This is a genomic window from Streptomyces sp. NPDC058086 (assembly GCF_042885015.1).
Lineage (GTDB): Bacteria > Actinomycetota > Actinomycetes > Streptomycetales > Streptomycetaceae > Streptomyces.
Map to the genome: position 1 here is coordinate 1 of NZ_JBHVST010000084.1, position 26,607 is coordinate 26,607.

At 70.6% G+C, this 26,607-nt stretch carries 26 protein-coding genes; 19 read left to right on the forward strand and 7 right to left on the reverse strand.

Translation table 11 applies throughout. The features are described 5' to 3' along the window. The 3 genes from ACFVWD_RS42070 to rpsD all read left to right on the forward strand — a co-directional run. The coding region (locus ACFVWD_RS42070; protein WP_389603214.1) for a vitamin K epoxide reductase family protein at positions 1-333 on the forward strand (333 nt) is incomplete at its 5' end. A 44-nt stretch (positions 334-377) separates the two neighbouring features. Beyond that, positions 378-1,733: a replication-associated recombination protein A gene (locus tag ACFVWD_RS42075; RefSeq protein ID WP_389603215.1), complete on the forward strand. Its 1,356-nt coding sequence runs from the start codon at positions 378-380 to the stop codon at positions 1,731-1,733. Between the two features lie 315 nt (positions 1,734-2,048). Further along, positions 2,049-2,663, forward strand: a complete 615-nt coding sequence (rpsD, locus tag ACFVWD_RS42080) for a 30S ribosomal protein S4 (RefSeq protein WP_101406249.1) — start codon at positions 2,049-2,051, stop codon at positions 2,661-2,663. A 33-nt stretch (positions 2,664-2,696) separates the two neighbouring features. On the opposite strand, the gene ACFVWD_RS42085 is transcribed toward rpsD, so the two are convergent. Next, positions 2,697-4,856, reverse strand: a complete 2,160-nt coding sequence (locus tag ACFVWD_RS42085; RefSeq protein WP_389603216.1) for an ATP-binding protein — start codon at positions 4,854-4,856, stop codon at positions 2,697-2,699. Between the two features lie 200 nt (positions 4,857-5,056). Here ACFVWD_RS42085 and ACFVWD_RS42090 point away from each other — a divergent pair, with 200 nt between their 5' ends. The 13 genes from ACFVWD_RS42090 (at position 5,057) to nusB (ending at position 18,142) form a co-directional block, all read left to right on the forward strand. After that, positions 5,057-5,491: a DUF948 domain-containing protein gene (locus ACFVWD_RS42090; RefSeq protein ID WP_101406251.1), complete on the forward strand. Its 435-nt coding sequence runs from the start codon at positions 5,057-5,059 to the stop codon at positions 5,489-5,491. A gap of 7 nt (positions 5,492-5,498) precedes the next feature. Continuing rightward, positions 5,499-5,843, forward strand: coding sequence for a DUF6167 family protein (locus tag ACFVWD_RS42095; RefSeq protein ID WP_389603217.1), 345 nt, complete (start codon positions 5,499-5,501; stop codon positions 5,841-5,843). Continuing rightward, complete coding sequence (alaS, locus tag ACFVWD_RS42100) at positions 5,843-8,515, forward strand: alanine--tRNA ligase (protein WP_389603218.1); 2,673 nt, start codon at positions 5,843-5,845, stop codon at positions 8,513-8,515. Before ACFVWD_RS42095 ends, alaS begins: the two co-directional genes overlap by 1 nt. A 35-nt stretch (positions 8,516-8,550) precedes the next feature. After that, positions 8,551-9,015 carry a Holliday junction resolvase RuvX gene (gene ruvX / locus ACFVWD_RS42105; protein WP_101408270.1) on the forward strand — a complete coding sequence of 155 codons (465 nt, stop codon included), beginning with the start codon at positions 8,551-8,553 and terminating at the stop codon, positions 9,013-9,015. Between the two features lie 122 nt (positions 9,016-9,137). Further along, positions 9,138-10,931, forward strand: a complete 1,794-nt coding sequence (mltG, locus tag ACFVWD_RS42110) for an endolytic transglycosylase MltG (protein ID WP_389603219.1) — start codon at positions 9,138-9,140, stop codon at positions 10,929-10,931. Beyond that, complete coding sequence (locus tag ACFVWD_RS42115) at positions 10,912-11,751, forward strand: shikimate dehydrogenase (RefSeq protein ID WP_389603220.1); 840 nt, start codon at positions 10,912-10,914, stop codon at positions 11,749-11,751. The genes mltG and ACFVWD_RS42115 overlap by 20 nt, the downstream gene beginning before the upstream one ends. A 178-nt stretch (positions 11,752-11,929) precedes the next feature. Next, positions 11,930-13,114, forward strand: a complete 1,185-nt coding sequence (aroC, locus tag ACFVWD_RS42120; RefSeq protein ID WP_389603221.1) for a chorismate synthase — start codon at positions 11,930-11,932, stop codon at positions 13,112-13,114. Beyond that, entirely contained in the window at positions 13,111-13,629 is a 519-nt protein-coding gene (locus ACFVWD_RS42125; protein ID WP_389603222.1) for a shikimate kinase, read from the forward strand. Before aroC ends, ACFVWD_RS42125 begins: the two co-directional genes overlap by 4 nt. After that, positions 13,626-14,717: a 3-dehydroquinate synthase gene (gene aroB / locus ACFVWD_RS42130; RefSeq protein ID WP_168490029.1), complete on the forward strand. Its 1,092-nt coding sequence runs from the start codon at positions 13,626-13,628 to the stop codon at positions 14,715-14,717. The genes ACFVWD_RS42125 and aroB overlap by 4 nt, the downstream gene beginning before the upstream one ends. Positions 14,718-14,937: 220 nt before the next feature. After that, the gene (locus tag ACFVWD_RS42135; RefSeq protein WP_389603223.1) at positions 14,938-15,807 is read left to right on the forward strand and encodes a Pro-rich N-terminal domain-containing protein; all 870 of its coding nucleotides are present in this window, start codon (positions 14,938-14,940) and stop codon (positions 15,805-15,807) included. A 166-nt stretch (positions 15,808-15,973) separates the two neighbouring features. Continuing rightward, complete coding sequence (locus ACFVWD_RS42140; protein WP_389603224.1) at positions 15,974-17,080, forward strand: M24 family metallopeptidase; 1,107 nt, start codon at positions 15,974-15,976, stop codon at positions 17,078-17,080. 58 nt (positions 17,081-17,138) lie between these two features. Next, a complete protein-coding gene (gene efp / locus ACFVWD_RS42145; RefSeq protein WP_010988257.1) occupies positions 17,139-17,705 on the forward strand; it encodes an elongation factor P in 567 nt (188 codons plus the stop codon). A 2-nt stretch (positions 17,706-17,707) separates the two neighbouring features. Then, complete coding sequence (gene nusB, locus ACFVWD_RS42150; RefSeq protein WP_067366002.1) at positions 17,708-18,142, forward strand: transcription antitermination factor NusB; 435 nt, start codon at positions 17,708-17,710, stop codon at positions 18,140-18,142. A 173-nt stretch (positions 18,143-18,315) separates the two neighbouring features. Here the strand turns inward: nusB and ACFVWD_RS42155 are convergent, their stop codons facing one another. Then, a complete protein-coding gene (locus ACFVWD_RS42155; RefSeq protein WP_389603225.1) occupies positions 18,316-21,294 on the reverse strand; it encodes a beta-galactosidase in 2,979 nt (992 codons plus the stop codon). A gap of 225 nt (positions 21,295-21,519) precedes the next feature. Next, entirely contained in the window at positions 21,520-21,927 is a 408-nt protein-coding gene (locus ACFVWD_RS42160) for a DUF4232 domain-containing protein (RefSeq protein ID WP_389603226.1), read from the reverse strand. Between the two features lie 7 nt (positions 21,928-21,934). On the opposite strand from ACFVWD_RS42160, the gene ACFVWD_RS42165 reads away from it, so the two are divergent. Then, entirely contained in the window at positions 21,935-22,141 is a 207-nt protein-coding gene (locus ACFVWD_RS42165) for a hypothetical protein (RefSeq protein ID WP_389603227.1), read from the forward strand. Between the two features lie 238 nt (positions 22,142-22,379). Here ACFVWD_RS42165 and ACFVWD_RS42170 read toward each other — a convergent pair whose 3' ends face one another. Then, positions 22,380-23,450, reverse strand: a complete 1,071-nt coding sequence (locus tag ACFVWD_RS42170) for an alpha-hydroxy acid oxidase (RefSeq protein ID WP_389603228.1) — start codon at positions 23,448-23,450, stop codon at positions 22,380-22,382. A 109-nt stretch (positions 23,451-23,559) separates the two neighbouring features. Here ACFVWD_RS42170 and ACFVWD_RS42175 point away from each other — a divergent pair, with 109 nt between their 5' ends. Both ACFVWD_RS42175 and ACFVWD_RS42180 read left to right on the forward strand, forming a co-directional pair. Further along, entirely contained in the window at positions 23,560-24,072 is a 513-nt protein-coding gene (locus tag ACFVWD_RS42175) for a DinB family protein (RefSeq protein ID WP_389603229.1), read from the forward strand. A 22-nt stretch (positions 24,073-24,094) separates the two neighbouring features. Then, positions 24,095-24,469: a VOC family protein gene (locus tag ACFVWD_RS42180; RefSeq protein ID WP_389603230.1), complete on the forward strand. Its 375-nt coding sequence runs from the start codon at positions 24,095-24,097 to the stop codon at positions 24,467-24,469. Between the two features lie 248 nt (positions 24,470-24,717). Here ACFVWD_RS42180 and ACFVWD_RS42185 read toward each other — a convergent pair whose 3' ends face one another. From ACFVWD_RS42185 to ACFVWD_RS42195, 3 genes are all read right to left on the reverse strand, one after another. Continuing rightward, positions 24,718-25,458, reverse strand: coding sequence for a DUF2637 domain-containing protein (locus ACFVWD_RS42185; protein WP_389603231.1), 741 nt, complete (start codon positions 25,456-25,458; stop codon positions 24,718-24,720). 27 nt (positions 25,459-25,485) lie between these two features. Next, positions 25,486-25,641 carry a hypothetical protein gene (locus ACFVWD_RS42190; protein WP_159055304.1) on the reverse strand — a complete coding sequence of 52 codons (156 nt, stop codon included), beginning with the start codon at positions 25,639-25,641 and terminating at the stop codon, positions 25,486-25,488. Between the two features lie 182 nt (positions 25,642-25,823). Continuing rightward, entirely contained in the window at positions 25,824-26,600 is a 777-nt protein-coding gene (locus ACFVWD_RS42195) for an intradiol ring-cleavage dioxygenase (RefSeq protein ID WP_389603232.1), read from the reverse strand. Positions 26,601-26,607 lie beyond the last annotated feature (7 nt).

Sequence of the window (26,607 nt, forward strand, 5' to 3'; positions counted from 1 at the left end):
GGGATGAGCCTGCTCGCGCGGGCCACCTACCCGCGCTGGTACTGGCTGACCTTCAACGCCGGCACCCTCTTCGGCGTCGGATTCTGCACCTGGCTGCAGTTCCAGTCGCTGTACCGGATCAACTCGCTGTGCCTGTGGTGCTCGCTGGCCTGGGTCGCCACGATCATCATGTTCTGGTACGTGACCTCGTCGAACATCCGCAACGACTTCCTGCCCGCCCCGCGCTGGCTGAAGAGCTTCTTCGGCGAGTTCACCTGGGTCCTGCCGGTCGTGCACATCGGGATCATCGGGATGCTGATCCTGACCCGCTGGTGGGACTTCTGGACCGGCTGACAGCCCTGCGGGGATTGTCAGTGGCGTGACATAGGGTTTTGGACGTGGAGCCCGACCTGTTCACCGCCGCAGCCGAAGCACGCCAGGAGAAGGACCCGTCCAGCAGCCCCCTGGCCGTCCGGATGCGCCCGCGTACCCTCGACGAGGTCGTGGGCCAGCAGCATCTGCTGAAGCCGGGCTCACCCCTGCGCAGACTCGTCGGCGAGGGGAACGGCGGCCCGGCCGGACCGTCCTCGGTGATCCTCTGGGGCCCGCCCGGCACCGGCAAGACGACCCTCGCGTACGTCGTCTCCAAGGCCACCAACAAGCGCTTCGTGGAGCTCTCCGCGATCACCGCGGGCGTCAAGGAAGTCCGCGCGGTCATCGACGGCGCCCGCCGCGCCACCGGCGGCTTCGGCAAGGAGACCGTCCTCTTCCTGGACGAGATCCACCGCTTCAGCAAGGCCCAGCAGGACTCCCTGCTCCCGGCCGTCGAGAACCGCTGGGTGACGTTGATCGCCGCCACGACCGAGAACCCGTACTTCTCGGTGATCTCCCCGCTCCTGTCCCGCTCCCTGCTCCTCACCCTCGAACCGCTCACCGACGACGACCTGCGCGGCCTGCTGCGCCGAGCGCTCGCCGACGAGCGCGGCCTCAAGGAGGCCGTCACCCTCCCCGAGGACACCGAGCGGCACCTGCTGCGCATCGCGGGGGGAGACGCCCGCCGCGCCCTGACCGCCCTGGAGGCCGCAGCCGGCGCGGCGCTCGACAAGGGCGAGCAGGAGATCACCCTCCAGACCCTGGAGGAGACCGTCGACCGCGCCGCCGTGACGTACGACCGCGACGGCGACCAGCACTACGACGTGGCGAGCGCCCTCATCAAGTCCATCCGCGGCTCCGACGTGGACGCCGCGCTGCACTACCTGGCCCGGATGATCGAGGCCGGCGAGGACCCACGCTTCATCGCCCGCCGCCTGATGATCTCCGCCAGCGAGGACATCGGCCTCGCCGACCCGAACGCGCTGCCGATAGCCGTGGCCGCCGCCCAGGCCGTCGCCATGATCGGCTTCCCCGAGGCCGCGCTGACCCTCAGCCACGCCACCATCGCCCTCGCCCTGGCCCCGAAGTCCAACGCCGCGACCATGGCCATCGGCGCCGCGATGGAGGACGTACGCAAGGGGCACGCGGGCCCGGTGCCGATGCACCTGCGCGACGGGCACTACAAGGGCGCGGCCAAGCTCGGGCACGCCCAGGGGTATGTGTATCCGCACGACCTGCCCGAGGGCATCGCCGCCCAGCAGTACGCCCCGGAAGAGCTCAAGGACCGCGAGTACTACACACCGACCCGGCACGGCGCCGAGGCGCGCTACGCGGACGCGGTGGAGTGGACCAGGAAGCACCTCGGTAGAGGGCGGCCCTGACCACCCTGTAACATGACGCGAAGCGCTGCGTCCCGTGTCCGGCTCCGGTCGGCACCACCAGAACGGGACATCCAGCCGGAGCCCCTGCCGCCACGGAGGGATTCCAGGAGCGTCGCGCACCGTCGAAGGTGTCGCGGGCAGCCCACCACCACCCGGTCTCCGGGAACGGTCGGTGGGCCACTCGCGTGCTGCACGTATGTGCCCAGACCCAGGAGCGGCTGCCCAGCAGGTCCCCCGAGGACCCGCGGGGTTTCCCGGGCTGCGGATTGCGACCTCCCTTAACTCTGGTGAGCCGAAGTCAAGGAAAGAGAAAAAGTGGCGAATCAGTCCCGCCCCAAGGTCAAGAAGTCGCGTGCCCTCGGCATCGCGCTGACCCCGAAGGCCGTCAAGTACTTCGAGGCCCGCCCCTACCCGCCGGGCGAGCACGGCCGCGGCCGCAAGCAGAACTCGGACTACAAGGTCCGTCTGCTCGAGAAGCAGCGTCTGCGCGCGCAGTACGACGTGTCCGAGCGCCAGCTCGTCCGCGCCTACGAGCGTGCCTCCAAGGTCCAGGGCAAGACCGGTGAGGCCCTGATCATCGAGCTGGAGCGTCGTCTCGACGCGCTGGTCCTGCGTTCGGGCATCGCCCGCACGATCTACCAGGCCCGCCAGATGGTCGTTCACGGCCACATCGAGGTCAACGGCCAGAAGGTCGACAAGCCGTCCTTCCGCGTCAAGCCCGACGACGTCGTGATGGTCCGCGAGCGCAGCCGCAGCAAGACGCTGTTCGAGGTCTCCCGCGCCGGTGGCTTCGCCCCCGACGGCGAGACCCCGCGCTACCTCCAGGTGAACCTCCCGGCCCTGGCGTTCCGCCTGGACCGCGAGCCGAACCGCAAGGAGATCCCGGTGATCTGCGACGAGCAGCTCGTCGTCGAGTACTACGCCCGCTGATCGTCTTCCAGCGGACGTAGCACCACCTGCGCGTCAGCCCGTCGTCTCCCCGCCCTTCGAGGTGGGCGAGACGGCGGGCTTCCGCGTGTCCGGGGGAAGCCTGCGTGGCGAGGGCACCGCACCCAGCGGACGGGGACCGGGCCCCCGCAGCGCCCGCGCCACCGCCGCCTCCCGGCCGAGCCGGGCCCCCGCCCGTACGCACTCCTCGTACCGCTCGTCGCCCAGCCGCCGCCGGGCCCCGGCCTCGCACCGCTCGTGCGGCACGTTGTAGTACGCCGAGCCGAACAGCGGCAGGCCCACCGAGGGCCACAGCCGGGCCGCCGCCCCCTGAAGCACCGCGGCCTCGGCCGGATCACCCTCCGTCTCCGTGACCAGCGCCAGCAGCTCGATCGCGAGGACCGTGCCGAGCAGGTCGTGGAAGGCGTGCCCGGTGTCCAGGCTCTGTTCCAGGAGACCCCGGGCGCGCCCCGGATCGCCCGCGGTCTGCGCCTCGTACGCCAGCACATACAGCGCGTACGCGAGCGCCCAGCGCTCCCCGTGGTCCTCGCAGACCCTGCGGACGTCCTCGCACAGCTTCACCGCGCCCGGCAGGTCGCCCCGGAACGCCAGCGCCATCGCCAGCTCGACCTGGGCCATCAGCACGTTGCTGTTGAGCTCGCCGATCTCGTGGTAGCGGTCGAGCGCCGAGCGCAGCAGGGTTTCCGCGCGTGCCATGTCGTCGCCGACCAGCGCCAGACAGCCGGTGCGGTGCTCGGCGTAGGCGATCGCGGTGGGGTTGCCGGTGCGTTCGGCCTCCTCGCGGCACTCCTGGAGCGCGGTGAGCGCGGGCACCGTGTCGCCTTGGAGGATCGCCACATAGCCGAGCACCCACAAGGCCTTCAGCCGCGACTGGTCGCGGTCGCTGTCGAGCTCCACCCCGCGCTCCAGCCAGTGCCGCCCCTCCGCCAGCCGGCCGCAGCCGACCCAGTAGAACCACAGGCTGCCCGCGAGGTACTGGCCCAGATGCGTCTCGCCCGGCTCGGTCAGGCAGTACTCCAGGGCGGAGCGCAGATTCGGCAGCTCCGTCTCGATGCGTGCGGCCACCTCACCCTGCCGCGGCGAGAACCAGTCCAGCTCGCACCAGGTGGCCAGGCCCATGTACCAGTCGCGGTGGCGGCGGCGCAGCCGGCTCGCGTCGCCCGCCGCCACCAGCCAGTCCGCGCCGTACGCCCGCACCGTGTCCAGCATCCGGTAGCGCAGGCCGGCCGCCGTCTCCTCGCGCGCCAGCACGGACTGCGCGAGCAGCTCGCCCAGCACGTCGAGGACGTCGTCGGCGTGCAGTCCGTCGTTGCTGCACACGTATTCGGCGGCCTCCAGGTCGAACGGTCCGGCGAACACCGAGAGCCGCGACCACAGCAGCCGCTCCTCGGGCGTGCACAGCTCATGACTCCAGCCGATCGCCGTCCGCAGCGTCTGATGGCGTGGCAGGGCGTCACGCCCGCCGCCGGTCAGCAGCCGGAAGCGGTCGTCGAGCCGGGACAGCAGCTGCCCGGGGGAGAGGGCGCTCAGCCGGCCCGCGGCCAGCTCGACGGCGAGCGGGATCCCGTCCAGGCATCGGCACAGCTCCAGGACGTCCGCCCGGTTGCCGTCGTCCAGCGTGAACCCGGGCACCCGGGCCGCCGCCCGGTCCGTGAACAGCTCCGCGGCCTCCCGCTCGGGCAGCGGGGCCAGCGGGAACAGCAGCTCGCCCTCGACCTCCAGCGGCCTGCGGCCCACGGCGAGCACCCGCAGCCCCGGCGCATGCCGCAGCAGCTCGCCCACCAGCGCGGCGCACGCGTCCACCAGATGCTCGAACCCGTCCACGACCAGCAGGAGTTGACGCTCGGCGAGATGGTCGAGGAGCAGCCTGAGGGGCGGCTTCGACGTCTGGTCCGTCAGCGCGAGGGCCTCCACGAGCGCGTACGCGACGAGATCCGGATCGCGCACGGCGGCCAGCTCCACCCGCCACGATCCGTCGCGCGGCCGGGTGTGTGCCGCGGCCCGTGCCGCGAGGCGTGACTTGCCTATGCCGCCCATGCCCGTCACCGTCACCAGCCGGGCCTGCCCCAGCGCCTCCGCCAGCCGTGCGAGTTCGGCGGTGCGCCCCACGAACGCGTTGAGTTCCAGGGGCAGATTGCCGGGTGCGGACCGGTCGGAGCACTCAGAAGCTCGCATGGGACACGGAGCGTACTGACCCGTAAGCGGTCCGTACAATCACTTCGCGCAACTCCGGGCCCGGCAGCCTGTAATGCGGTACGGAGCGGCGGCCCCGGCGCGATAGGCTCGGGGGACGACTTTTTGATGTTCAGACACGATGTTCAGAGACGATGTCCAGGCACGTACTGGCAGGCACGTACTAGGGAGCGGGTGCGACAGTGTCCGGTGGAGAGGTGGCCGGGATCCTGGTGGCCGTCTTCTGGGCGATCCTGGTCTCCTTCCTCGCCGTCGCACTGGCGAGGCTGGCCCAGACGCTCAGGGCGACCACCAAGCTCGTGGCGGACGTGACCGACCAGGCCGTCCCGCTGCTGGCCGACGCCTCCGCGGCGGTGCGCTCCGCGCAGACCCAGATCGACCGGGTCGACGCCATCGCGTCGGACGTCCAGGAGGTCACCTCGAACGCGTCGGCGCTCTCCACGACCGTCGCGTCCACCTTCGGCGGCCCGCTGGTGAAGGTCGCGGCGTTCGGCTACGGCGTCCGCCGGGCCATCGGCGGCCGCAAGGACAATGTGCCCCCCAAGGCCTCCCGTCGTACCGTGATCGTAGGCCGCACCGTCCCGTCCGCGCGACGGGGAAAGCGGAAGAAGGACTGACGCAGCGATGTTCCGCCGTACGTTCTGGTTCACCGCCGGCGCAGCCGCGGGTGTGTGGGCCACCACCAAGGTCAACCGCAAGCTCAAGCAGCTGACTCCCGAGAGCCTCGCGGCCCAGGCCGCGAACAAGGCGATCGAGGCCGGGCACCGGCTCAAGGACTTCGCGCTCGACGTCCGTGACGGCATGGCCGAGCGGGAGGCCGAACTCGACGAGGCGCTCGGGCTCAAGGACCACCCCGAGCTGCCCGGGCCCCGGCGTATCGCCGCGATCGAGAGCAGTCCGAAACACAGCAAGAACCCGACGTACGTCGAGAGGTCGACGTACTCGTACAACCGGAATGAGGACCACTGATGGAGTCGGCCGAGATTCGCCGCCGCTGGTTGAGCTTCTACGAGGAGCGCGGTCACACCGTCGTTCCCTCGGCGTCGCTCATCGCGGACGACCCGACTCTGCTCCTGGTCCCCGCGGGCATGGTGCCCTTCAAGCCGTACTTCCTCGGTGAGGTCAAGCCGCCGTGGTCGCGCGCCACCAGCGTGCAGAAGTGCGTGCGCACGCCCGACATCGAAGAGGTCGGCAAGACCACCCGGCACGGCACGTTCTTCCAGATGTGCGGCAACTTCTCCTTCGGCGACTACTTCAAGGAAGGCGCGATCACCTACGCCTGGGAGCTGCTCACCTCGCCCCAGGACAAGGGTGGTTACGGGCTCGACCCCGAGCGTCTGTGGATCACGGTCTACCTCGACGACGACGAGGCCGAGTCCATCTGGCGCGACAAGATCGGTGTCCCGGCCGAGCGCATCCAGCGCCTGGGCAAGAAGGACAACTACTGGTCCATGGGCGTCCCCGGCCCCTGCGGCCCGTGTTCCGAGATCAACTACGACCGCGGCCCCGAGTTCGGCGTCGAGGGCGGGCCGGCCGTCAACGACGAGCGGTACGTGGAGATCTGGAACCTGGTCTTCATGCAGTACGAGCGCGGCGAGGGCACCTCGAAGGAGGACTTCGAGATCCTCGGCGAGCTGCCCAGCAAGAACATCGACACCGGCCTCGGCATGGAACGCCTCGCCATGATTCTGCAGGGCGTGCAGAACATGTACGAGATCGACACCTCCATGGCCGTCATCAAGAAGGCCACCGAGCTGACGGGTGTCGAGTACGGCGCCGCCCACGACTCGGACGTCTCGCTGCGCGTGGTCACCGACCACATGCGCACCTCCGTGATGCTCATCGGCGACGGCGTGAGCCCCGGCAACGAGGGCCGCGGCTACGTGCTGCGCCGCATCATGCGTCGCGCCATCCGTAACATGCGGCTGCTCGGCGCCACCGGTCCGGTCGTCAAGGACCTCATCGACGTCGTGATCGAGATGATGGGCCAGCAGTACCCGGAACTGGTCAGCGACCGTCGGCGGATCGAGACCGTGGCCCTCGCCGAGGAGGCGGCCTTCCTCAAGACGCTGAAGGCCGGCACGAACATCCTCGACACGGCCATCACGGACACCAAGGAGTCCGGCGGCACGGTGCTCGCCGGCGACAAGGCCTTCCTGCTCCACGACACCTGGGGCTTCCCGATCGACCTCACCCTCGAAATGGCCGCCGAGCAGGGCCTTTCGGTGGACGAGGACGGCTTCCGGCGTCTGATGAAGGAGCAGCGGGACAAGGCCAAGGCCGACGCCCGGGCCAAGAAGACGGGCCACGCCGACCTCGGCGCCTACCGTCAGATCGCCGACGCCGCCGGTGAGACCGAGTTCATCGGCTACGACCGGACCGACGGCGAGTCGCGCATCGTCGGCATCCTGGTCGACGGTGTCTCCTCGCCCGCTGCCACCGAGGGCGACGAGGTCGAGATCGTCCTCGACCGCACCCCGTTCTACGCCGAGGGCGGCGGCCAGATCGGCGACACCGGCCGCATCAAGGTCGACACCGGTGCCGTCATCGAGATCCGCGACTGCCAGAAGCCCGTCCCCGGTGTGTACGTCCACAAGGGCGTCGTCCAGGTCGGCGAGGTCACCGTCGGTGCCCAGGCCCAGGCCACCATCGACTCCCGTCGCCGGACGGCCATCGCCCGCGCCCACTCGGCCACGCACCTCACCCACCAGGCCCTGCGCGACGCCCTCGGCCCGACGGCCGCCCAGGCCGGTTCCGAGAACCAGCCCGGCCGCTTCCGTTTCGACTTCGGTTCCCCCTCGGCCGTTCCGACGACCGTCATGACCGACGTCGAGCAGAAGATCAACGAGGTGCTCGCCCGAGACCTGGACGTGCACGCCGAGATCCTGAGCCTCGACGAGGCCAAGAAGCAGGGCGCCATCGCCGAGTTCGGCGAGAAGTACGGCGAGCGCGTCCGCGTCGTGACCATCGGCGACTTCTCCAAGGAGCTGTGCGGCGGCACGCATGTGCACAACACCTCCCAGCTCGGCCTGGTCAAGCTGCTCGGCGAGTCCTCGATCGGCTCCGGCGTACGGCGTATCGAGGCCCTGGTGGGCGTCGACGCCTACAACTTCCTCGCCCGAGAGCACACGGTCGTCGCCCAGCTCCAGGAGCTGATCAAGGGTCGTCCCGAGGAGCTCCCCGAGAAGGTCTCCGCCATGCTCGGCAAGCTGAAGGACGCCGAGAAGGAGATCGAGAAGTTCCGCGCGGAGAAGGTCCTGCAGGCCGCCGCCGGTCTCGTCGAGTCCGCCAAGGACGTCCGCGGTGTGGCTTTGGTCACCGGCCAGGTCCCGGACGGTACGAGCGCCGACGACCTGCGCAAGCTGGTCCTCGACGTGCGCGGCCGTATCCAGGGCGGACGGGCCGCCGTGGTGGCCCTGTTCACCACCGCGGGCGGCAAGCCGCTCACGGTCATCGCCACCAACGAGGCCGCCCGCGAGCGTGGCCTCAAGGCCGGTGACCTGGTCCGTACGGCCGCCAAGACCCTCGGCGGCGGCGGTGGCGGCAAGCCGGACGTCGCCCAGGGCGGCGGCCAGAACCCGGCCGCCATCGGCGAGGCCGCCGACGCGGTCGAGCGGCTCGTCGCCGAGACGGCCAAGTGAGCACGGACGGTCAGCAGGGCGGGGACGGCCGGGGCATGCGCCGCGGCCGCCGGCTCGCGATCGACGTCGGTGACGCCCGGATCGGGGTCGCCTCGTGCGACCCCGACGGGATCCTCGCGACTCCGGTCGAGACCGTGCCGGGGCGTGACGTCCCCGCCGCGCAGCGCCGGTTGAAGCAACTCGTCGAGGAGTACGAGCCGATCGAGGTCGTCGTCGGGCTCCCTCGCTCCCTCAAGGGGGGCGAGGGCCCCGCCGCCGTGAAGGTGCGCGCCTTCGCCCAGGAGCTGGCCCGGGCGATCGCGCCCGTTGGGGTCCGGCTCCTCGACGAGAGGATGACCACAGTGACGGCCAGTCAGGGGCTACGCGCGTCGGGCGTGAAGTCCAAGAAGGGCAGGTCCGTCATCGATCAGGCGGCCGCCGTCGTCATCCTGCAGCAGGCTCTGGAGTCCGAACGGGCGTCAGGGAACGCACCGGGCGAGGGCGTCGAAGTGGTCATCTGATCGCGATACGGTAACGTTCCGCGCGATGTGGTGGTGTTCGAACAGCTACCGCACAGCGAAGAGGCGGACGGGAGCCGAGCCACCAGCGACAGCAGCCACCGCCTCGCGGCTCTAGGGGATCGATGACTGAGTATGGCCGGGGCGCAGGCTCCGAACCGTGGAATCCGGAGGACCCGTTGTACGGGGACGGCGGATGGGGAGGACAGGCCGCCGACGGCCAGTCCCCCTACGGCGGCCAGCCGCAGCACTACCCGCAGCAGCCGCAGCAGCACCAGCAGTCCCAGTACGGCGAGTGGAGTCCGGACCAGCAGGGCGGCTACGGCCAGGAGCAGCAGTACGGCGCCCAGAACCAGCAGCACTACGAAGGCCAGGGCCGGCAGCAGTATCACGACCAGGGCCAACAGCACTTCCACGGCCAGGGGCAGCAGCAGTATCCGCAGCAGTACCCCGGCCAGGAGCAGCAGCAGTACGTCGATCAGGGCCAGCAGCAGTACAACGGACAGAACCAGCAGCAGTACCACGACGGCGGCTGGGACAACGGGACGCAGCACCAGGCCACCTACGCCACCGACCCGAACGACCCGTACGGCAACCAGGCCGCCGGGTACACCGGTGAGCAGCCCGACTTCTACGGCACTCCCGACGCGTATCCGCCGCCGGAGCCGCCCGCCCGTCGCCGTGCCGAGCCCGAGCCGGAGACCGACTGGGATCCGGGACCCGACCAGGGCGAACACGCCTTCTTCGCGGGCGGCGACGACGATGACGACTTCGACGACGACGATCCGAAGGCCGGTCGAGGCGACCGGAAGGGCCGCGGCGGCAAGGGCGAAAAGGGCAAGAAGCGCCGCAGCGGCTGCGCCTGCCTGATGGTCGTGCTGGTCTTCGGCGGCGGTATCGGCGGAGTCGGATATTACGGATATCACACCTATCAAAATCGTTTCGGCGCGGCCCCGGACTACGCGGGTGACGGCACGGGCGAGGTGACGGTCGAGATTCCCAAGGGCGCGTTCGGTTATGCGATCGGGCGGGTGCTGAAGGAAGCCGGCGTCGTCAAGAGCGTCGACGCCTTCGTGTCCGCTCAGCAACAGACCCCCGACGGGGACAAGATCCAGGCGGGCGCGTATGTGCTGAGGAAGAGCATGTCGGCTGCCAGTGCGGTCAAGCTGATGCTCGACCCCAAGAGCCAGAACAACGTGATCGTCGCCCCTGGGCAGCGCAACGTCATTGTCTACCAGGCGATCGACAAGAAGCTCGACCTCGCGGACGGCACCACCGGGAAGATCGCCAAGAAGGAGTACAAGACCTTCGGACTTCCCAGCTGGGCGAACGACAGCAGGGACATAAAGGATCCGCTGGAAGGATTCCTCTACCCGGCGACCTATCCCGCCGCCAAGGGCATGAAGCCCGAGGCGATCCTGAAGCAGATGGTGACGCAGGCCAAGGAGAAGTACGCGGCCGACAACCTCGTGGCCAAGGCCAAGGAACTGAACCTGGTGAACCCGCTCCAGGTCGTCACGGTCGCGAGCCTCGTCCAGGCCGAGGGCAAGACGCACGACGACTTCCGCAAGATGGCCGAGGTGGTCTACAACCGTCTCAAAACCACGAACACGGAGACCAACAGGCTGCTCCAGTTCGACTCGACCTTCAATTACCTGAAGGGCCAGAGCAACATCCACATCAGCGAGTCCGAGATCAACAGCAACAAGGACCCGTACAACACCTATACGCGGAAGGGTCTGCCGCCCGGACCGATCGGCAACCCCGGTGACGACGCGATCAAGGCGACGTTGAACCCGACCAGCGACGGCTGGATCTATTTCGTGGCGACCGACGGCCAGAGCAACACCGAATTCGCCAAGACCTATGCGGAATTCCAGAAGCTCAAGGACAAGTTCAATGAGAGCTCGGGCCACTGACGCCCGAAGGGCCGCGGTACTCGGCTCCCCGGTCGCCCATTCCCTCTCCCCGGTGCTGCACCGCACCGCGTACCGGGAGTTGGGACTCGGCGACTGGTCCTACGACCGTTTCGAGATCGACGAAGAGGCACTGCCGGGCTTCTTCGGGGACCTCGGTCCCGAGTGGGCGGGCCTGTCGCTGACCATGCCGCTCAAGCGGGCCGTCATCCCGCTGCTCGACGAGGTCAGCGAGACGGCGGCCTCGGTCGAGGCCGTCAACACGGTCGTGTTCACCGAGGACGGCCGTTGTGTCGGTGACAACACCGACATCCCCGGGATGGTCGCCGCGCTGCGCGAGCGCGGGATCGAGCAGGTGGACTCCGCCGCGATCCTCGGCGCGGGCGCCACCGCCTCCTCCGCGCTGGCCGCGCTCGCCCAGATCTGCACCGGCGAGGTCGTCGCCTACGTCCGCAGCGCGGAGCGGGCCGCCGAGATGCGGCGGTGGGGCGAGCGGCTCGACGTGGAGGTCCGTACGGAGGACTGGGCGCAGGCCGCGCAGGCCCTGCGCGCCCCGCTCGTGATCGCCACCACCCCGGCGGGTGCGACGGACGCCCTGTCCGCCGCGGTCCCGGAACGGCCCGCGACGCTCTTCGACGTGCTGTACGACCCGTGGCCCACCGACCTCGCGGCCCGCTGGTCCGGCTACGGCGGCGCCGTGGTCAGCGGACTCGACCTGCTCGTGCACCAGGCGGTGCTCCAGGTCGAGCAGATGACCGGACGCGCCCCCGCGCCGCTCGACGCCATGCGGAAGGCGGGCGAGCAGGCCCTCGCGAGCCGCTGAGCACCGCCGCGGCGGGCCGGGCGCCGTCCCGCCTGATGGACCTGCGGCGGGGCACCGCGCCTGGACGTGGGAGGATCGGAGGTGGCGGGCCCGGGCCGCGCACCCGGTCGCGCCGTCGCCGTACACGAGGACGCGTGTACGCAGCAGCAGTACCAGGGCGCGAGCATGAGGAGCACCGTTGAGCAGGTTGCGCTGGCTGACCGCGGGGGAGTCCCACGGTCCCGCACTTGTCGCGACGCTGGAGGGCCTTCCCGCCGGCGTACCGATCACCACGGAGATGGTGGCGGACCACCTCGCCCGGCGGCGCCTGGGCTATGGACGCGGTGCCCGGATGAAGTTCGAGCGCGACGAGGTCACCTTCCTGGGCGGTGTCCGGCACGGTCTCACCCTCGGCTCGCCGGTGGCCGTCATGGTCGGCAACACCGAGTGGCCCAAGTGGGAGCAGGTCATGGCGGCCGACCCGGTCGACCCGTCGGTGCTGGCGGAGGTGGCCCGCAACGCGCCGCTGACCCGGCCCCGGCCCGGCCACGCCGACCTCGCGGGTATGCAGAAGTACGGCTTCGACGAGGCCCGGCCGATCCTGGAGCGCGCCTCCGCCCGGGAGACCGCGGCCCGTGTCGCGCTGGGCGCCGTGGCCCGTTCGTACCTGAAGGAGACGGCCGGGATCGAGATCGTCTCGCACGTCGTCGAGCTGGCCGCGGCGAAGGCCCCGTACGGCGTCTACCCCAAGCCCTCGGACGTCGAGAGGCTCGACGCCGACCCCGTGCGCTGCCTCGACGCCGACACGTCGAAGGCGATGGTCGCGGAGATCGACCAGGCCCACAAGGACGGCGACACGCTCGGCGGCGTCGTCGAGGTGCTCGCGTACGGCGTGCCGGTGGGCCTCGGCTCGCACGTGCACTGGGACCGGCGCCTCGACGCCCGGCTCGCGGCCGCGCTCATGGGCATCCAGGCGATCAAGGGCGTCGAGGTCGGCGACGGCTTCGAGCTGGCCCGGGTGCCCGGCTCCAAGGCCCACGACGAGATCGTCCACACCGAGGACGGCATCCGCCGCACCTCCGGCCGCTCCGGCGGCACCGAGGGCGGTCTGACCACAGGCGAGCTGCTGCGCGTGCGCGCCGCGATGAAGCCGATCGCGACCGTGCCGCGCGCGCTGGCCACGATCGACGTGGCGACCGGCGAGGCCGCCAAGGCCCACCACCAGCGCTCCGACGTCTGCGCGGTCCCGGCCGCCGGAATCGTCGCCGAGGCCATGGTCGCCCTCGTCCTCGCGGACGCGGTGGCCGAGAAGTTCGGCGGCGACAGCGTGCCCGAGACGCGGCGCAACGTCGAGTCCTACCTCGAGAACCTGGTCGTGCGGTGACCGCTGGACCACTGGTCGTCCTCGTCGGACCGATGGGTGTCGGCAAGTCCACCGTCGGCGCGCTGGTCGCAAACCGGCTCGGCTGCGCCTACCGCGACACGGACGACGACATCGTGGCCGAGCAGGGCCGCACCATCGCCGACATCTTCGTCGACGAGGGCGAGCCGGTCTTCCGCGCCATCGAGAAGAGCGCCGTGCACAAGGCGCTGGCCGAGCACGACGGGGTACTGGCGCTGGGCGGCGGCTCGATCCTCGACGCCGACACCCGCGCGCTGCTCGCCGGGCATCGGGTCGTCTACCTCTCGATGGACGTCGAGGAGGCGGTCCAGCGCACCGGCCTGAACGTGGCCCGTCCGCTGCTGGCCGTCAACCCGCGCCGGCAGTGGCGCGAGCTGATGGAGGCCCGCCGCCATCTGTACACCGAAGTCGCCCGCGCGGTCGTGCCCACCGACGGCCGCACCCCCGAAGAGGTCGCCCAAGCCGTCCTCGACGCACTGGAGTTGAAGGAAGCATGAGCGAGGCAGTGACGCGTATCCAGGTCGGCGGCACCGCGGGCACCGACCCCTACGAGGTCCTGGTCGGCCGTCAACTCCTCGGTGAACTGGGCGCGTTGATCGGCGACAAGGCCCAGCGCGTCGCGATCATCCACCCCGAGGCGCTCGCCGAGACCGGGGACGCGCTCCGCGCCGACCTGGCCGGACAGGGCTTCGAGGCCGTCGCCATCCAGGTGCCCAACGCGGAGGAGGCCAAGACCGCGGAGGTGGCCGCCTACTGCTGGAAGGCGCTCGGCCAGTCCGGCTTCACCCGCACCGACGTCATCGTCGGCGTGGGCGGCGGCGCCACCACCGACCTCGCCGGGTTCGTCGCGGCGACCTGGCTGCGCGGAGTGCGCTGGATCGCCGTCCCCACCACCGTGCTCGGCATGGTCGACGCGGCGGTCGGCGGCAAGACCGGCATCAACACCGCCGAGGGCAAGAACCTCGTCGGCTCCTTCCACCCGCCCGCGGGCGTGCTCTGCGACCTGGCCGCGCTCGACTCGCTGCCGGTCAACGACTTCGTCTCCGGGCTCGCGGAGATCATCAAGGCCGGCTTCATCGCCGACCCGGTGATCCTGGAGCTCATCGAGTCCGACCCCGAGGCGGCGCGGACGCCCGCGGGCCCGCACACCGCCGAGCTCATCGAGCGCTCCATCAAGGTGAAGGCCGAGGTCGTCTCCGGCGACCTCAAGGAGTCGGGGCTCCGCGAGATCCTCAACTACGGCCACACCCTGGCGCACGCCATCGAGAAGAACGAGCGCTACAAGTGGCGGCACGGCGCGGCCGTCGCCGTCGGCATGCACTTCGCCGCCGAACTCGGCCGGCTGGCGGGCCGGCTGGACGACGCGACCGCCGACCGCCACCGCACGATCCTGGAGTCCGTCGGCCTCCCGCTCAGCTACCGCTACGACCAGTGGCCCAAGCTGCTGGAGAACATGAAGGTCGACAAGAAGTCGCGCGGCAACCTGCTGCGCTTCATCGTCCTCGACGGTCTGGCCAAGCCGACCGTCCTGGAGGGCCCCGACCCGGCGGTGCTCCTCGCCGCGTACGGCGAAGTGGGGGAGTAGCTCCCAACGGGCCCCTGCTTGGCCCTGTTTGCCCTCCGTTCATGGGCACTCCCCGGCTTCCCCGGCCGTTCACACAACGACGGCCGGGGAAGGTACCGTTCGGTGGGGGTCGCTCCCGCGCCCTTCAGGCTGTGGGGGAGAGCGGGAGGCTCCGCTCGCCGGCGTCCATCGCCTGCCGCGAGCGAATGGGCGAAAAGATCACGAGACGGAGTGGCACCGGATGCAGCACGCAGTGGGGGCTCCGCTGCCGCCGCCCCACCAGCCGGGGCACGGACCGGCCGCCGGCTGGTCGCCGGCCGCACAGCACCCGGGACATCCGGGCGGACCCTCCGGTCCGGCACCCACGAGTCCACCCGCCCCCGGCTTCACCGGTCCGCCGCCGGGACATCCGGCGCCGCCCTCGCACCTGCCGCATCCCGCGCCCCCGCAGCACGCCCCCGCAGCGCCGATCCCCGACACGACGGGTCATGTGCAGCTGCCCCCGGGCGGCCCGGTCGCCATGCCCAGCGCCCCGGGCGCCCCCGACCCCGCGGCGACCACCCTCGCCGTGCTGCTCATCGGGCCCGCGGGTGCGGGCAAGACGAGCGTCGCCAAGTACTGGGCGGACCACCGCCGGGTGCCGACCGCCCACATCAGCCTCGACGACGTACGCGAATGGGTGCGCTCGGGCTTCGCCGATCCGCAGTCGGGGTGGAACGACCATTCGGAGGCGCAGTACCGTCTGGCCCGCCGCACCTGCGGCTTCGCCGCGCGGAACTTCCTGGCGAACGGCATCTCCTGCGTCCTCGACGACGCGGTCTTCCCGGACCGCCCGGTCGTCGGCCTCGGCGGCTGGAAGCGACACGTCGGGCCGGGGCTGCTGCCCGTGGTGTTGTTGCCGGGCCTGGAGATAGTCCTGGAGCGCAACGCCGAGCGCTCCGGAAACCGCCGCCTGACCGACGAGGAAGTCGCCCGTATCCACGGCCGCATGGCCGGCTGGTACGGCTCCGGGCTCCCCATCATCGACAACTCCCAGCTCGACGTTCCGTCCACGGCCCGCGTCCTGGACGAGGTCCTGGCCCGCTCCCTCGCGAGCCCACCGCAGTGGTGACCCCGCGGGGCCGGCGGGTAGCGCCTGTCGGCCCCGCACCGATCGCGATCGCGGAACCGGCCCCCTGACCCTCGCCCGCGGTGTCTCCGTCTCACCGCCGACCGCCTACCGCCCATCCGGCCCCGCTGGAACGGCGACATCGCGCCGACGCTCGTAGGCTCGATTTATGTCAGAGGTGTACGCGGCGCGACGCGAGCGGCTTCGGGAGCGCTGTGCGGCGGGCGGCAGCGCGACGGCGCTCGTCACCCGCCCGGCCAACGTGAGGTACCTCGCGGGCGCGGCCCCGCGGGGTGCCGTCCTCCTGCTGGGCAGGAGCGAGGACCTGCTGCTCTGTGGCGCTCCGCCGAGCGGCGAGGTCGGCGAGGGACGTCCCGACGAGGCGCTGCGCGTGCAGGTGCTGCCGCGCGCCGGGGGCGACGCGGCCGTGGCCGCCGCCGACGCCGCCATCGCCCAGGGCGCCGACTCCCTGGCGGTCGAGGAGCACCACCTCACCGTGACCCGCCACCGGGCCATCGGCGCGGTGGCACCCCAGCTGCGCCTGGCCGACCTGGGCGGTGCGGTGGAGCAGCTGCGGGTGATCAAGGACGAGGAGGAGATCTCCTGTCTGCGGATCGGCGCCGAGATCGCCGACCAGGCGCTCGGGGAGCTCCTCGAATCGATCCTCGTCGGCCGCACCGAGCGGCATCTCGCCCTGGAGCTGGAGCGCCGGCTCGTCGACCACGGCGCCGACGGCCCCGCCTTCGCGACCTCCGTCGGCACCGGCCCGAACTCAGGGCGGCGCGGGCACCGGCCCACCGACCGGCGGGTCGAGGAGGGAGATTTCCTTTCCGTCTGCCTCGGCGCGACCTACCGCGGCTACCGCTGCGAAATCGGCCGTACCTTTGTGATCGGTACCTCGCCGGCCGACTGGCAGATCGACCTGTACGACCTCGTCTTCGCCGCCCAGCGGGCCGGACGCGAGGCGCTGGTACCCGGCGCCGCCTACCGTGACGTGGACCGGGCCGCACGCCAGGTGCTCGGCTCCGCGGGCCACACGGAGGGCCTTCCTCCGCTGACCGGGCACGGTGTGGGGCTCGAAATCGACGAGGACCCGCAGCTCGCCCCCGCGGCCATGGGTAAACTGGACACTTGCGTGCCGGTCACCGTCGAACCGGGGGTCCACCTCCCGGGCCGGGGCGGTGTCAGGATCGATGACACGCTCGTCGTACGCCCCGAGGCGGACGGCGGACCCGAGCTACTCACCATCACGACCAAGGAACTGCTCGCGCTCTAGCCAATCGCTACGCGCGTGTCCCGGGGTCGTCCACGTCAGTCCAGGAGATTCCGCAACCGTGGCTTCCACGAACGACCTCAAGAACGGCCTGGTGCTCAAGCTCGACGGAGGCCAGCTCTGGTCCGTCGTCGAGTTCCAGCACGTCAAGCCCGGCAAGGGCCCGGCCTTCGTGCGCACCAAGCTGAAGAACGTGCTCTCCGGCAAGGTCGTCGACAAGACGTTCAACGCCGGCGTCAAGGTCGAGACGGCCACGATCGACAAGCGCGACATGCAGTTCTCGTACATGGACGGCGAGTACTTCGTCTTCATGGACATGGACACGTACGACCAGCTCATGGTCGACCGCAAGTCCGTCGGCGACGCCGCCAACTTCCTGATCGAGGGCTTCACCGCCACCGTCGCGCAGCACGAGGGCGAGGTGCTCTTCGTCGAGCTGCCGGCCGCCGTCGAGCTCGTCATCCAGGAGACCGAGCCGGGTGTCCAGGGCGACCGCTCCACCGGTGGCACCAAGCCCGCCACCCTGGAGACCGGTCACCAGATCCAGGTCCCGCTCTTCATCACCACCGGTGAGAAGATCAAGGTCGACACCCGCACGAGCGACTACCTCGGCCGGGTGAACAGCTAACCGTGGCTGCCCGCAACACGGCCCGCAAGCGCGCCTTCCAGATCCTCTTCGAGGGCGACCAGCGCGGCGTGGACGTCCTGACGGTCCTCGCGGACTGGATCCGGCACTCCCGGACCGACACCCGGCAGCCCCCGGTCAGCGAGTACACGATGGAGCTGGTCGAGGGCTACGCCACCAAGGCGAAGCGGATCGACGAGCTCATCGCGACGTACGCCGTCGACTGGACGCTGGACAGGATGCCGGTCGTCGACCGCAACATCCTGCGCCTCGGCGCCTACGAGCTGATCTGGGTCGACGGGACCCCCGACGCCGTGGTCCTCGACGAGGCGGTGCAGTTGGCCAAGGAGTTCTCCACGGACGAGTCGCCCTCGTTCGTGAACGGCCTGCTGGGCCGGCTGAAGGACCTGAAGCCGTCGCTGCGCCGCGACGAGGCCTAGGCCCTGTCGTCAAATTCCCGTCTGCCCCGCGACGCCATGCACGCACTCTCGGCGCACCGGGCACAGACCCAAGTACGTCCAGTACGAGGGCCTGTGCCCGGCACGCCGAGAGCACGCACCTGACGCCGCAGGGCCCGCCCTGCGGGCGGACGACGGGAATGTGACGACAGGTCCTAGCGGGCGTGTGCGCGGCCGGGGGAGTCCACCGGTGTCACCGGTACCCCTCCGGCCGCGCTGCCCATCAGCGTCAGCCTCACCTCGCCCGGACCGGCCGGGGTGGTGCCGTCGGACAGTACGGCGAGGGCCAGGGTGTTGGCGCCCCGGGTGCGCAGGACACCGTTGGGCAGGACGAAGGTGTGCTGGGGGCCGACATCGTTGATGTACTGGCCCATGTTCCAGCCGTTCAAGAAGATCTGGACGCGGTAGGCGTGGGCCGGGTCGTCGGTGAGGGTGAGCCCGATCGAGGCGTCCACGCCCGGGTCGATCGCGAGCCGGAACCCGGTGCGGTACCAGGCGACTCCCTGCCCGCGCGCCGCCCGCGGGAAGTCCACGGCCTTCCAGCCGCTGTCGGCGAACCCCGGCAGATGCCAGCCCTGCCGTTCCCCGTACAGCCCGCCGTGGTTGAGTGGTCCCCGCACCGGGTCGGGCGCCGCCTCGCCCTGGATCCGCCAGGTGACGGCCGGGCTCGCCCCCGCGAACGTCACCGCCGTGAGGCCCCGCGCGGCCTTGTGCGTGTCCTTCGCCGCGCCGTCCATGTCGTGCTGCATCCGGCGTACGAGGACGGAGAGGATGTGCGGTCCGCTCGCGTACCGCACGGGGAAGGTGGCCGTGGCGGACCAAGTGCCCTTTCGCACCGTCGACTTGTCCGGCACCGGCATCCGGTGCGTGCCGAGCGGTTTCCCGTCCAGCCACGCCATCAGCAGCCCCTGTGTGCCCGTGACGTACGAGAGGGACACCGACTCGGCGGCGCCTCCGTCCGTGAAGCGCCCCCGGTACCAGACGTCTCCGTAGTGGAAGCCGTAGTCGTCGGCGAAGAGGACGGGCTGCCCGGCCGGTACGGGGGTGGTGCTGTACGAGGAGGTCCTGTCCGCGACCTTCCAGGCGGAGTCGTCGAACCCGGCGTCCGACTCGGGGTTCTCGGTGTGGAAGCGCCAGTTGTCCAACGCGGGCAGGTGGACCGCTGCGACCCCCGGCAGCCGCTGCTCGGCCCGCAGACTCCCGGAGGTGGTCGCCCGGGCCTTCAACCTTCCCTGGTTCCACACCACTTCACTCATCCCGCGCGGCCCCCACACCTCCAGGTCGGCCGCCTCGACGGTGTCCCCGGTGAGATGGACGGTCGTGTCGCGCAGGGCGGCGGTGCGCAGGAGCGCCGGGCCGTATGCGAGCACGGGCCCCGACGGGGTGTCGTGGCGCCACAGCCGCATGGACGTCTCGTCGTCGGCGAGCAGCAGGAGGAGGGGGGCCTCCGTGCCGCCGCCCTCCACCAACACCCGGGTCAGACCCCCGAGTTCGGCGTCGACGCACAGCGCGCCGGACGTGTACGCGTGGTCGGCCTTCCCCTCCAGCACGGTGACCGTGGGCTCGCTCGCGCACTCGACGGCCGTCTGTGTCGGCTCCCCCTTCCGCCCCGTGAACACGGCGATGTCCTGCCGTCCGGCGGTGAGCCACAGCATCGGCTGGGCGCTGGAGTACCTCAACGTCCGCCGCCCGAGCAGGAGACCGGCGGCGAGCAGCCGGGCGTCGAGCCCGGGGACCGGTACCGGAACGCTCACCCCGGCGAGGGGGACGGCGGCGAGGACGTCGTCGGTCCGGTCGTTGCGCAGGATGTGGAAGTGCGCCTTGGTGTCCGGGTTGACCAGGTGGTACGCCGTGATCCCGGCGCCCGCCCCCGACGCGCCGCCACTCGCGCCGACCTGGACGTCGGGTGCCCGGTCCAGCTTGGCGAGGTCGGGCACGGAGTGCAGGAGCTGCCCGAGCTGGTGCATGGGGACCAGCTTCGGGGTGGGCCTGCGGGCCTCGTCGAGGGCGGCGCCGTAGTCGTACGAGGTGTAGACGACCGGCGCGGGCAGCCAGCCCCAGGAGGTCCCCCCGAACGTCATGTAGACGTTGTGGACCTTGATGCCGTTGGCGAGGTTGGTGAGGTAGAAACGCCGCTCGTACGCCGCGTCACGGGTCCGCGCCGACTCCGCGTACCCCTTCCCGTCGAACTCCACCCCGCCCCACGGGTCGAACCAGCCGCCCCCGAACTCGGCCAGCAGCCCCGGGGTCTCGGGACTCGCCGTCGAGCCGCCCTTCGTGCCGCCGATGCCGTAGTAGCCCCAGTCGGGCGGCGGTGCGAGGGGCGAGGGGTAGCCGTCGAAGCCGTACAGATAGCGGCCGCTCTCGCCGCCCGTGTCGAACGTTCCCGGCGCCCAGTACCCGTTGCGCCCCTTGTCGTTGTGGAAGAGCGGCACGTCGATGCCGTCTGCGCGGACCTTGGCGTAGAGATGGGCCATGTAGTCGAGCCCGCGGGGGCTGGTGACGTTGTTCGCGTACTCGTTCTCCAGCTGGTAGAGGACGATCGTGCCGCCGCCGTGGGTGTAGAGGTGCCGGGCCGCGATCCGGTTCACGGAGGTCAGCCACTCGTCGACGTACGACAGATAGGTCGGGTCGGAGGTGCGGGCGGTGCCCCGGGTGGCGGTCAGCCAGCCGGGGAAGCCGCCCGCGTCGACCTCGGCGTTGATGTACGGGCCGGGCCGCAGGATCACGTACAGGCCGGTCTCGGCGGCCGTGCGCAGGAACAGGTCGAGGTCGCGGACGCCGGTGAAGTCGTACTGTCCGGGCGCGGGGGAGTGGTAGTTCCAGGAGACGTAGACGCTGATGGTGTTGTAGCCGTGGGCGCGCAGCTTCTCCAGGACGTCCCGCCAGAGGGAGGGGCTCGGCAGCCGGAAGGGGTGGACCTCGCCGGACCACAGGACGACCCGCCTGCCGTCGACCAGCATCGAGTACTTGTCGAAGCCCACGGTGTGGCGGGTGCCGTCCGCGCCGGGCGGCTCCGGTGCCGGGCCGGTGGGGGCGGTCGCGTGGGCGAAGGCGCCGTCGCTCCCGCTGACCGTGAGGCCCAGCGCGGTGGTGCCGGCGAGTGCGCTGAAGGTACGTCTGCTCAACACCATGCGGGGCCTCTCGGGGACAGGTGCGCGGGGGTGCGGCCATTGTCCACAGCGGTGGGTCTCCCCATGGCCGTATGAGGGGCTCGGCGCGGGCGGATTACGCGGTACGGGCGGTACGGGGGTCACGCCGGCGGAGATCGCCCGGTCGGCACACCCGCTCTGCCGGCCGGCGGCCGGATGGAGCCGCGCAAGGTGATCGGCTCCATCGGCACGGGCGGGGCGGGTGGGTCAGGAGGGCTTGGCCGCCGTGAGGGCGGTGACCGTCACCTTGTCGTCGCACTCGGCGATGACACCGTCCGTCAGCGCGACCTGGTGCGCCCCGGCACTCGGGACACCCACCACCAGCGTCGGGTAGCTCGCGGGCGTGGCTCCGGACTTGCAGTAGCCGTCGGCCTCACCCTGGACCTGCACGAATGTCAGCTTCGTAAACGCCTTCCCGCCCGGCGCGACCTTCACCGTGGACGTGCCCCCGGTCGTGGTCACCTTGAGCGGACGGTTCTTCTCGGGGGAACCGTTGCCCGCTCCCGCCACGGTCGGATACCCCTGGACCGTGCACGCCTTGCCGGACACGTTGGTGAACTCGACGATCGCCGCGCCGGTCCCGGTACCGTCCGGCCGTACCGCGGCCTGGTACATGGACGCCTTGAGATCCGACAGGCCGCAGGCCTTCGCACCGGTGGACGGCGCCGTGGTGTGCGTCGGGGAGCCGGACGTGACGGACGTGACGGGGGTGGACGGGGTGGAGGGCGTGGAGGGGGAAGTGGAGCTGGAGGTGGAAGTGGACGCCGCCGGCTTGACCGGAGCGCCCGACGGCGAAGAGCCCGCCCCCGCCGGGCTCCCGCCCGGCTGACACGCGGTCATGAGCAGGGTGGCCGCCGACGCGGTCACCATGGCCGTCGCGACTCTGCGGATACCGATGCCGTACATGAAGTCCCCCGAAGCGGTCCAGGCGCCGGTCTCTTACCGACACTCGTCGCTTCAGAGCGCGTCATCGGCTTCCGGGGTTCACCTGCCGGGCTGTCTGTGACATGACGGTGACACAGCAGGCCCCACTGCGCATTTCGGGACAGCCCGACCGACTCGCCGATTCAGGGCCTGTGAGGCGGTGAATGGGGGGCCGCCCACAGGAGATCGCGGGTCAGTTCGAGGACGCTCGGTGCGCCGGTCAGGCTCATCGCCTCGACGAGTTCGTCGGTGAGGTCGTCGATCAGGCGGGTCACGCCGGCGGCGCCGCGGACGGTCAGCGCCCACAGGACGGGCCGGCCGATGAACACGGCACGGGCGCCGAGGGCGAGCGCGGCGAGGATGTGGGTGCCGCGGCGCAGCCCGCCGTCGGCGTAGACCTCGGCACCGGTGCCCGCCACCGCGTCGACGACCTCCGGCAGGGCCCAGGCGGTGGGCACCAGCCCGTCCAGCTGCCGCCCGCCGTGGTTCGAGACGATGAGGCCGGACGCCCCCGCGGCCACCAGTTCCCGCGCGTCGTCGCCGCGCAGCACGCCCTTGACGACGATGGGGAGGCCGCGGGCCCGTTCGCGCAGCCAGCTGATGACGTCGAGGGTCAGATCGGGTGCGCGCTCGGCCGCCTCGGGCGAGGGAACGCCGGTGACGTTGCCGTACAGGTCCTCCGGTCCGATGAAATCGTCGACCTGCGTGCCACGTTTGCCCCGTGACCCGACGACCGGCGTGTCGGCGGTCAGTACGACGGCCCGCGCCCCGGCGGCGAGGGCCCGCTCCAGCGCCTCGATGGTCAGTACGGGGTCCCGGGCCACGTACACCTGCACCCACCACGGCGCCCCGCTCGGCACCAGGTCCGCGAACGGCACCGCGGTGTTCGAGGTCACCGCCAGCAGCGATCCCGCCGCCGCGACGCCCCGCGCGGTGGCGCCCTCCCCGTCCGGGTGGGCCTTGCGCTGCAGGGTGCTGGGCGCGACGAGTACGGGTGTACGAACGGGTGTGCCGAGTACGGTCGTAGAGGCGTCGCACGTCGAGACGTCCCGCAACAGCCGTGCCCGGAAGCGGAACTGGTCCCAGGCCGAGGTCGCCTCCGCGACGCTCATACCGCGACCGGAGCCGCGCCGGAAGTACGCGTAGACGTCCTCCGGTAGCACCTCGGCGGCCCGCTCCTGAAGACCGTCCATCCAGCGACCGATGTCTGTCACCTGACATCCCTTCGTCGTACGGTACGACGAAGCAAGGGTGCCCCAGGCACCCGCCCCGGCGGTCTAATTCGCTCGACACCGAGGGGCGGGACGGTGATGCTGCACCTCTATGACGCGAACCGATACGCCCCCCGCGTGGGACGAGCGCACCCAGCTGACCACCTTCCTCGACTATGCCCGTGCCACCGCCCGCGCCAAGTGCGAGGGAGTCTCACCGGAGGGCGCGCGGCAGGCCCCGCTCCCCGGATCCCCGCTGATGACGCTGTGCGGACTGATCAGCCACCTGCGGTGGGTCGAGCACTACTGGATCCAGGTGGTGTTCCTCGGTGAGGAGGACTCGGGGCCGATCGCGGCCGCGACCGACGACGATCCCGATCCGGAGATGCGGATCGCCGTCGACGTGCCGTTGCCCCAGCTCCTCGACGAGTACGAGGAGCAGAGCGTCCGCTACCGTCTCCTGGTCGCCGAGCACGATCTCAACACCACGGCCAAGCGTCCGATCCGCGACGGCCGGCACGTCGACCTGCGCTGGATCCTCCTCCACCTGATCGAGGAGACCGCCCGGCACAACGGGCACGTGGACATCATCCGGGAACTGGTCGACGGCGTGACGGGGTACTGAACTCACGACCGAAACAAGCGGGTTGAACCCCACCATTCGCAGCCTCACCTTCGACTGCACCGGTGATCCGTACGATCTCGGGCTGTTCTGGAGCGAGTTGCTCGGCCGTCCGCTGGACGACGACGACAAGCCGGGCGACCCGGAGGCGGTGCTGCGCGACCCGTCCGGCGGCCCGATGCTGCTCTTCGTGCGCGTCCCCGAGGGCAAGTCGGCCAAGAACCGCATCCACTTCGACCTCCAGCCGCAGGGCCGCACCCGCGCCCAGGAGGTCGCCCGCGCCCTCTCCCTCGGCGCCCGGCAGATCGCCGACCACACCCGCCCCGACGGCGGCGGCTGGGTCACCCTCGCCGACCCCGAGGGCAACGAATTCTGCGTGGAGCGCGGAAAGTTGGGCTGAGCGCACTCCGGCGCTACGCGCGCGTCACCCTGTTCAACGGCACCCGTCGCGCTTTCACCGTCCCCAAGACCCCGTCACCGCACCCAGCGACCACCACCCTCAAGGTCACCCGTTCGACACAAGAAATGCCGTTCCCCTCCCGCAAAGTGCCAGCGCGCACCCGCACAGGGAACGCTGCACACAGGCAGCAGTTCCCAACTTCCCTGAACCTCCGCGGTGAGCGTTGTTCCGGCGGGGGGCAGTGACGATCACGGTCTTGGCTGCTTGGGCCGCTTCAGAGTGTGGCAGGCGTGCCGGGGTCCGTGCTGGGGCGAGATCTGGCCGACGAGTTCCCGGAAGCAGATCAGGGCGGTGATGGGTGGGATTCCGACGACGACCATCGCCAGCAGGGAGCGCGGGGACTGGCCGACGCAGAGGGCGACCGCCGTGGCGGAGGCGATCAGCATCACGGACCAGGACCGTCTGGCGCTCCGGTGCTGAACGGACGCCCGAAGAATGGACAGACCCGCCACGAGCCACGGTCCGTACACCATCAGCGGCCACCATCGTGCCAACTTTGCCGAAACGACCAGCAATGAAATGCCACGCAGTTGGTTGTATGAATAAGAGACGGACCATCCCAGCATCATCACTGCGGATACAATGATCATTACGACCAGGAAAACAACCGTGATGATCCTGTGTTTAGCGGCAATGGCTTGGAATCCCGGCCGGGGCCTGCGCCGGTTGACCGGGCGGCGCGGCTGGGCGTGGCTGTGCGGCGGGGCCGGAGCGGCGGGCGTCACGCTCGACGTCGTGTACAGCATCTGCGCCAGCTCTTCGTCCGGATCCCACGCGTCCGGCTCGATCGCGGGCTCGGGGACGTGCCAGAAGTGTTGTGTCCCGAGCGGATCGGCGCCGGTGAACGGTGGGTTCAGTGGATCATAGGCGGTGGCTCGCGGATCGAACTGAATGTCGCGGAGGGTGGGATCGTCCTGAGTCCAGTCCATCTGTCTGCAGCTCCTTTGCGCCCTGGCTCAGCGGGATCCGTCTGCGGTGTGTCCGTCCCACGTGGCCCGCAGGTATTCGCTTTCCATGCGGGTCATGGCCTTGAGGAACTCCTCGAGCAGGTCCGCGCAGTGCTCCAGGCGTGCCCTCCCGTCGGCGGTATCGAGCCAGTCGTTCGCGTGCATATCTTTCGTCGTCACGGCTGATTAACGAGCGCCATAGGGCGTAAGGCATTCGGTCATTCAGGGGAATGTGCGTCCATAGATCCATAGATCCATAGATCAATAGAGATGATCGTGCTGTTATCGAGGAGAGGGCCCCGCCGGATTTCCGGCGGGGCCGTTGTGGGGATCCGTGGGGGCGGACGTCAGCTCGTTTCGACGCCGACCGTCAGTGTGCCCGTGTAGCCCGACGCGGCCGTGCTGCCCAGGGCCGTCAGGGTGAGGAGGCCGGACGCGGCGCCTCCGTCGTCGTAGATCGAGTCCTGGGCGAGGGTGGTGCGGGTGACCGTGTTCGTGGAGTACGGGGAGATCCTGGCCACCGCCGTGGTGATCGTTTCGGCGAAGAAGAGCTGGCCGGTGTGGAGTTCCCGGCCGCCGGTGAAGCTGCCGTCCGAGGTGAGCGTGACTCCCGTGTGCACCTTGAGGTGGATGTGGATGCAGCGGCCCCGGTACCAGCCGGGGTAGATCGTGGTGAGGTTCGCGACGCCGTTGGAGTTGGTGAGGACGCCGCCCCGCAGGAACGAACCGTCGTCCGGTTCGCTGTGGCCGTTGTTGCCGACGAACCCGGAGTACTCGCCCAGCGCGTCGCAGTGCCAGATCTCCACGAGGGCGCCGGCGAGCGGGACGCAGGTGTCGTCGTCGACGACGGTGAGCGCGAGCTTGAGCGGGACGCCCGGCTTGCTCTCGGTGATGTCGGCGCGGACCAGGGCGCCGTCCAGGTAGTAGGGGCCTTCGGTCATCTCCTTGGTGAGGGTGCAGACGGCCGCCGCGGCGACGGGGGCCGAGTCCACCGACTTGGCCGTGTCGGTTGTGGGGGCTTCCGGTGCGGCGGCGCCCACGGCCAGGGTGGCGGCCGTGGCGCCGGTGGCGATCAGCACCGTACGGCGCCCGATCGGGTGTGCTGCTCCTGAAGTGTCTGTCATGGACACG

Excerpts from the sequence above, each read along its gene's own strand:
- ACFVWD_RS42085 (WP_389603216.1), bottom strand. The coding sequence starts at position 4,856 with ATGCGAGCTTCTGAGTGCTCCGACCGGTCCGCACCCGGCAATCTGCCC.
- ACFVWD_RS42095 (WP_389603217.1), top strand. The coding sequence starts at position 5,499 with ATGTTCCGCCGTACGTTCTGGTTCACCGCCGGCGCAGCCGCGGGTGTG.
- alaS (WP_389603218.1), top strand. The coding sequence starts at position 5,843 with ATGGAGTCGGCCGAGATTCGCCGCCGCTGGTTGAGCTTCTACGAGGAG.
- ruvX (WP_101408270.1), top strand. The coding sequence starts at position 8,551 with ATGCGCCGCGGCCGCCGGCTCGCGATCGACGTCGGTGACGCCCGGATC.
- mltG (WP_389603219.1), top strand. The coding sequence starts at position 9,138 with ATGACTGAGTATGGCCGGGGCGCAGGCTCCGAACCGTGGAATCCGGAG.
- ACFVWD_RS42115 (WP_389603220.1), top strand. The coding sequence starts at position 10,912 with ATGAGAGCTCGGGCCACTGACGCCCGAAGGGCCGCGGTACTCGGCTCC.
- aroB (WP_168490029.1), top strand. The coding sequence starts at position 13,626 with ATGAGCGAGGCAGTGACGCGTATCCAGGTCGGCGGCACCGCGGGCACC.
- ACFVWD_RS42135 (WP_389603223.1), top strand. The coding sequence starts at position 14,938 with ATGCAGCACGCAGTGGGGGCTCCGCTGCCGCCGCCCCACCAGCCGGGG.
- ACFVWD_RS42140 (WP_389603224.1), top strand. The coding sequence starts at position 15,974 with ATGTCAGAGGTGTACGCGGCGCGACGCGAGCGGCTTCGGGAGCGCTGT.
- ACFVWD_RS42155 (WP_389603225.1), bottom strand. The coding sequence starts at position 21,294 with ATGGTGTTGAGCAGACGTACCTTCAGCGCACTCGCCGGCACCACCGCG.
- ACFVWD_RS42160 (WP_389603226.1), bottom strand. The coding sequence starts at position 21,927 with ATGTACCAGGCCGCGGTACGGCCGGACGGTACCGGGACCGGCGCGGCG.
- ACFVWD_RS42175 (WP_389603229.1), top strand. The coding sequence starts at position 23,560 with ATGACGCGAACCGATACGCCCCCCGCGTGGGACGAGCGCACCCAGCTG.
- ACFVWD_RS42185 (WP_389603231.1), bottom strand. The coding sequence starts at position 25,458 with ATGGACTGGACTCAGGACGATCCCACCCTCCGCGACATTCAGTTCGAT.
- ACFVWD_RS42190 (WP_159055304.1), bottom strand. The coding sequence starts at position 25,641 with ATGCACGCGAACGACTGGCTCGATACCGCCGACGGGAGGGCACGCCTG.
- ACFVWD_RS42195 (WP_389603232.1), bottom strand. The coding sequence starts at position 26,600 with ATGACAGACACTTCAGGAGCAGCACACCCGATCGGGCGCCGTACGGTG.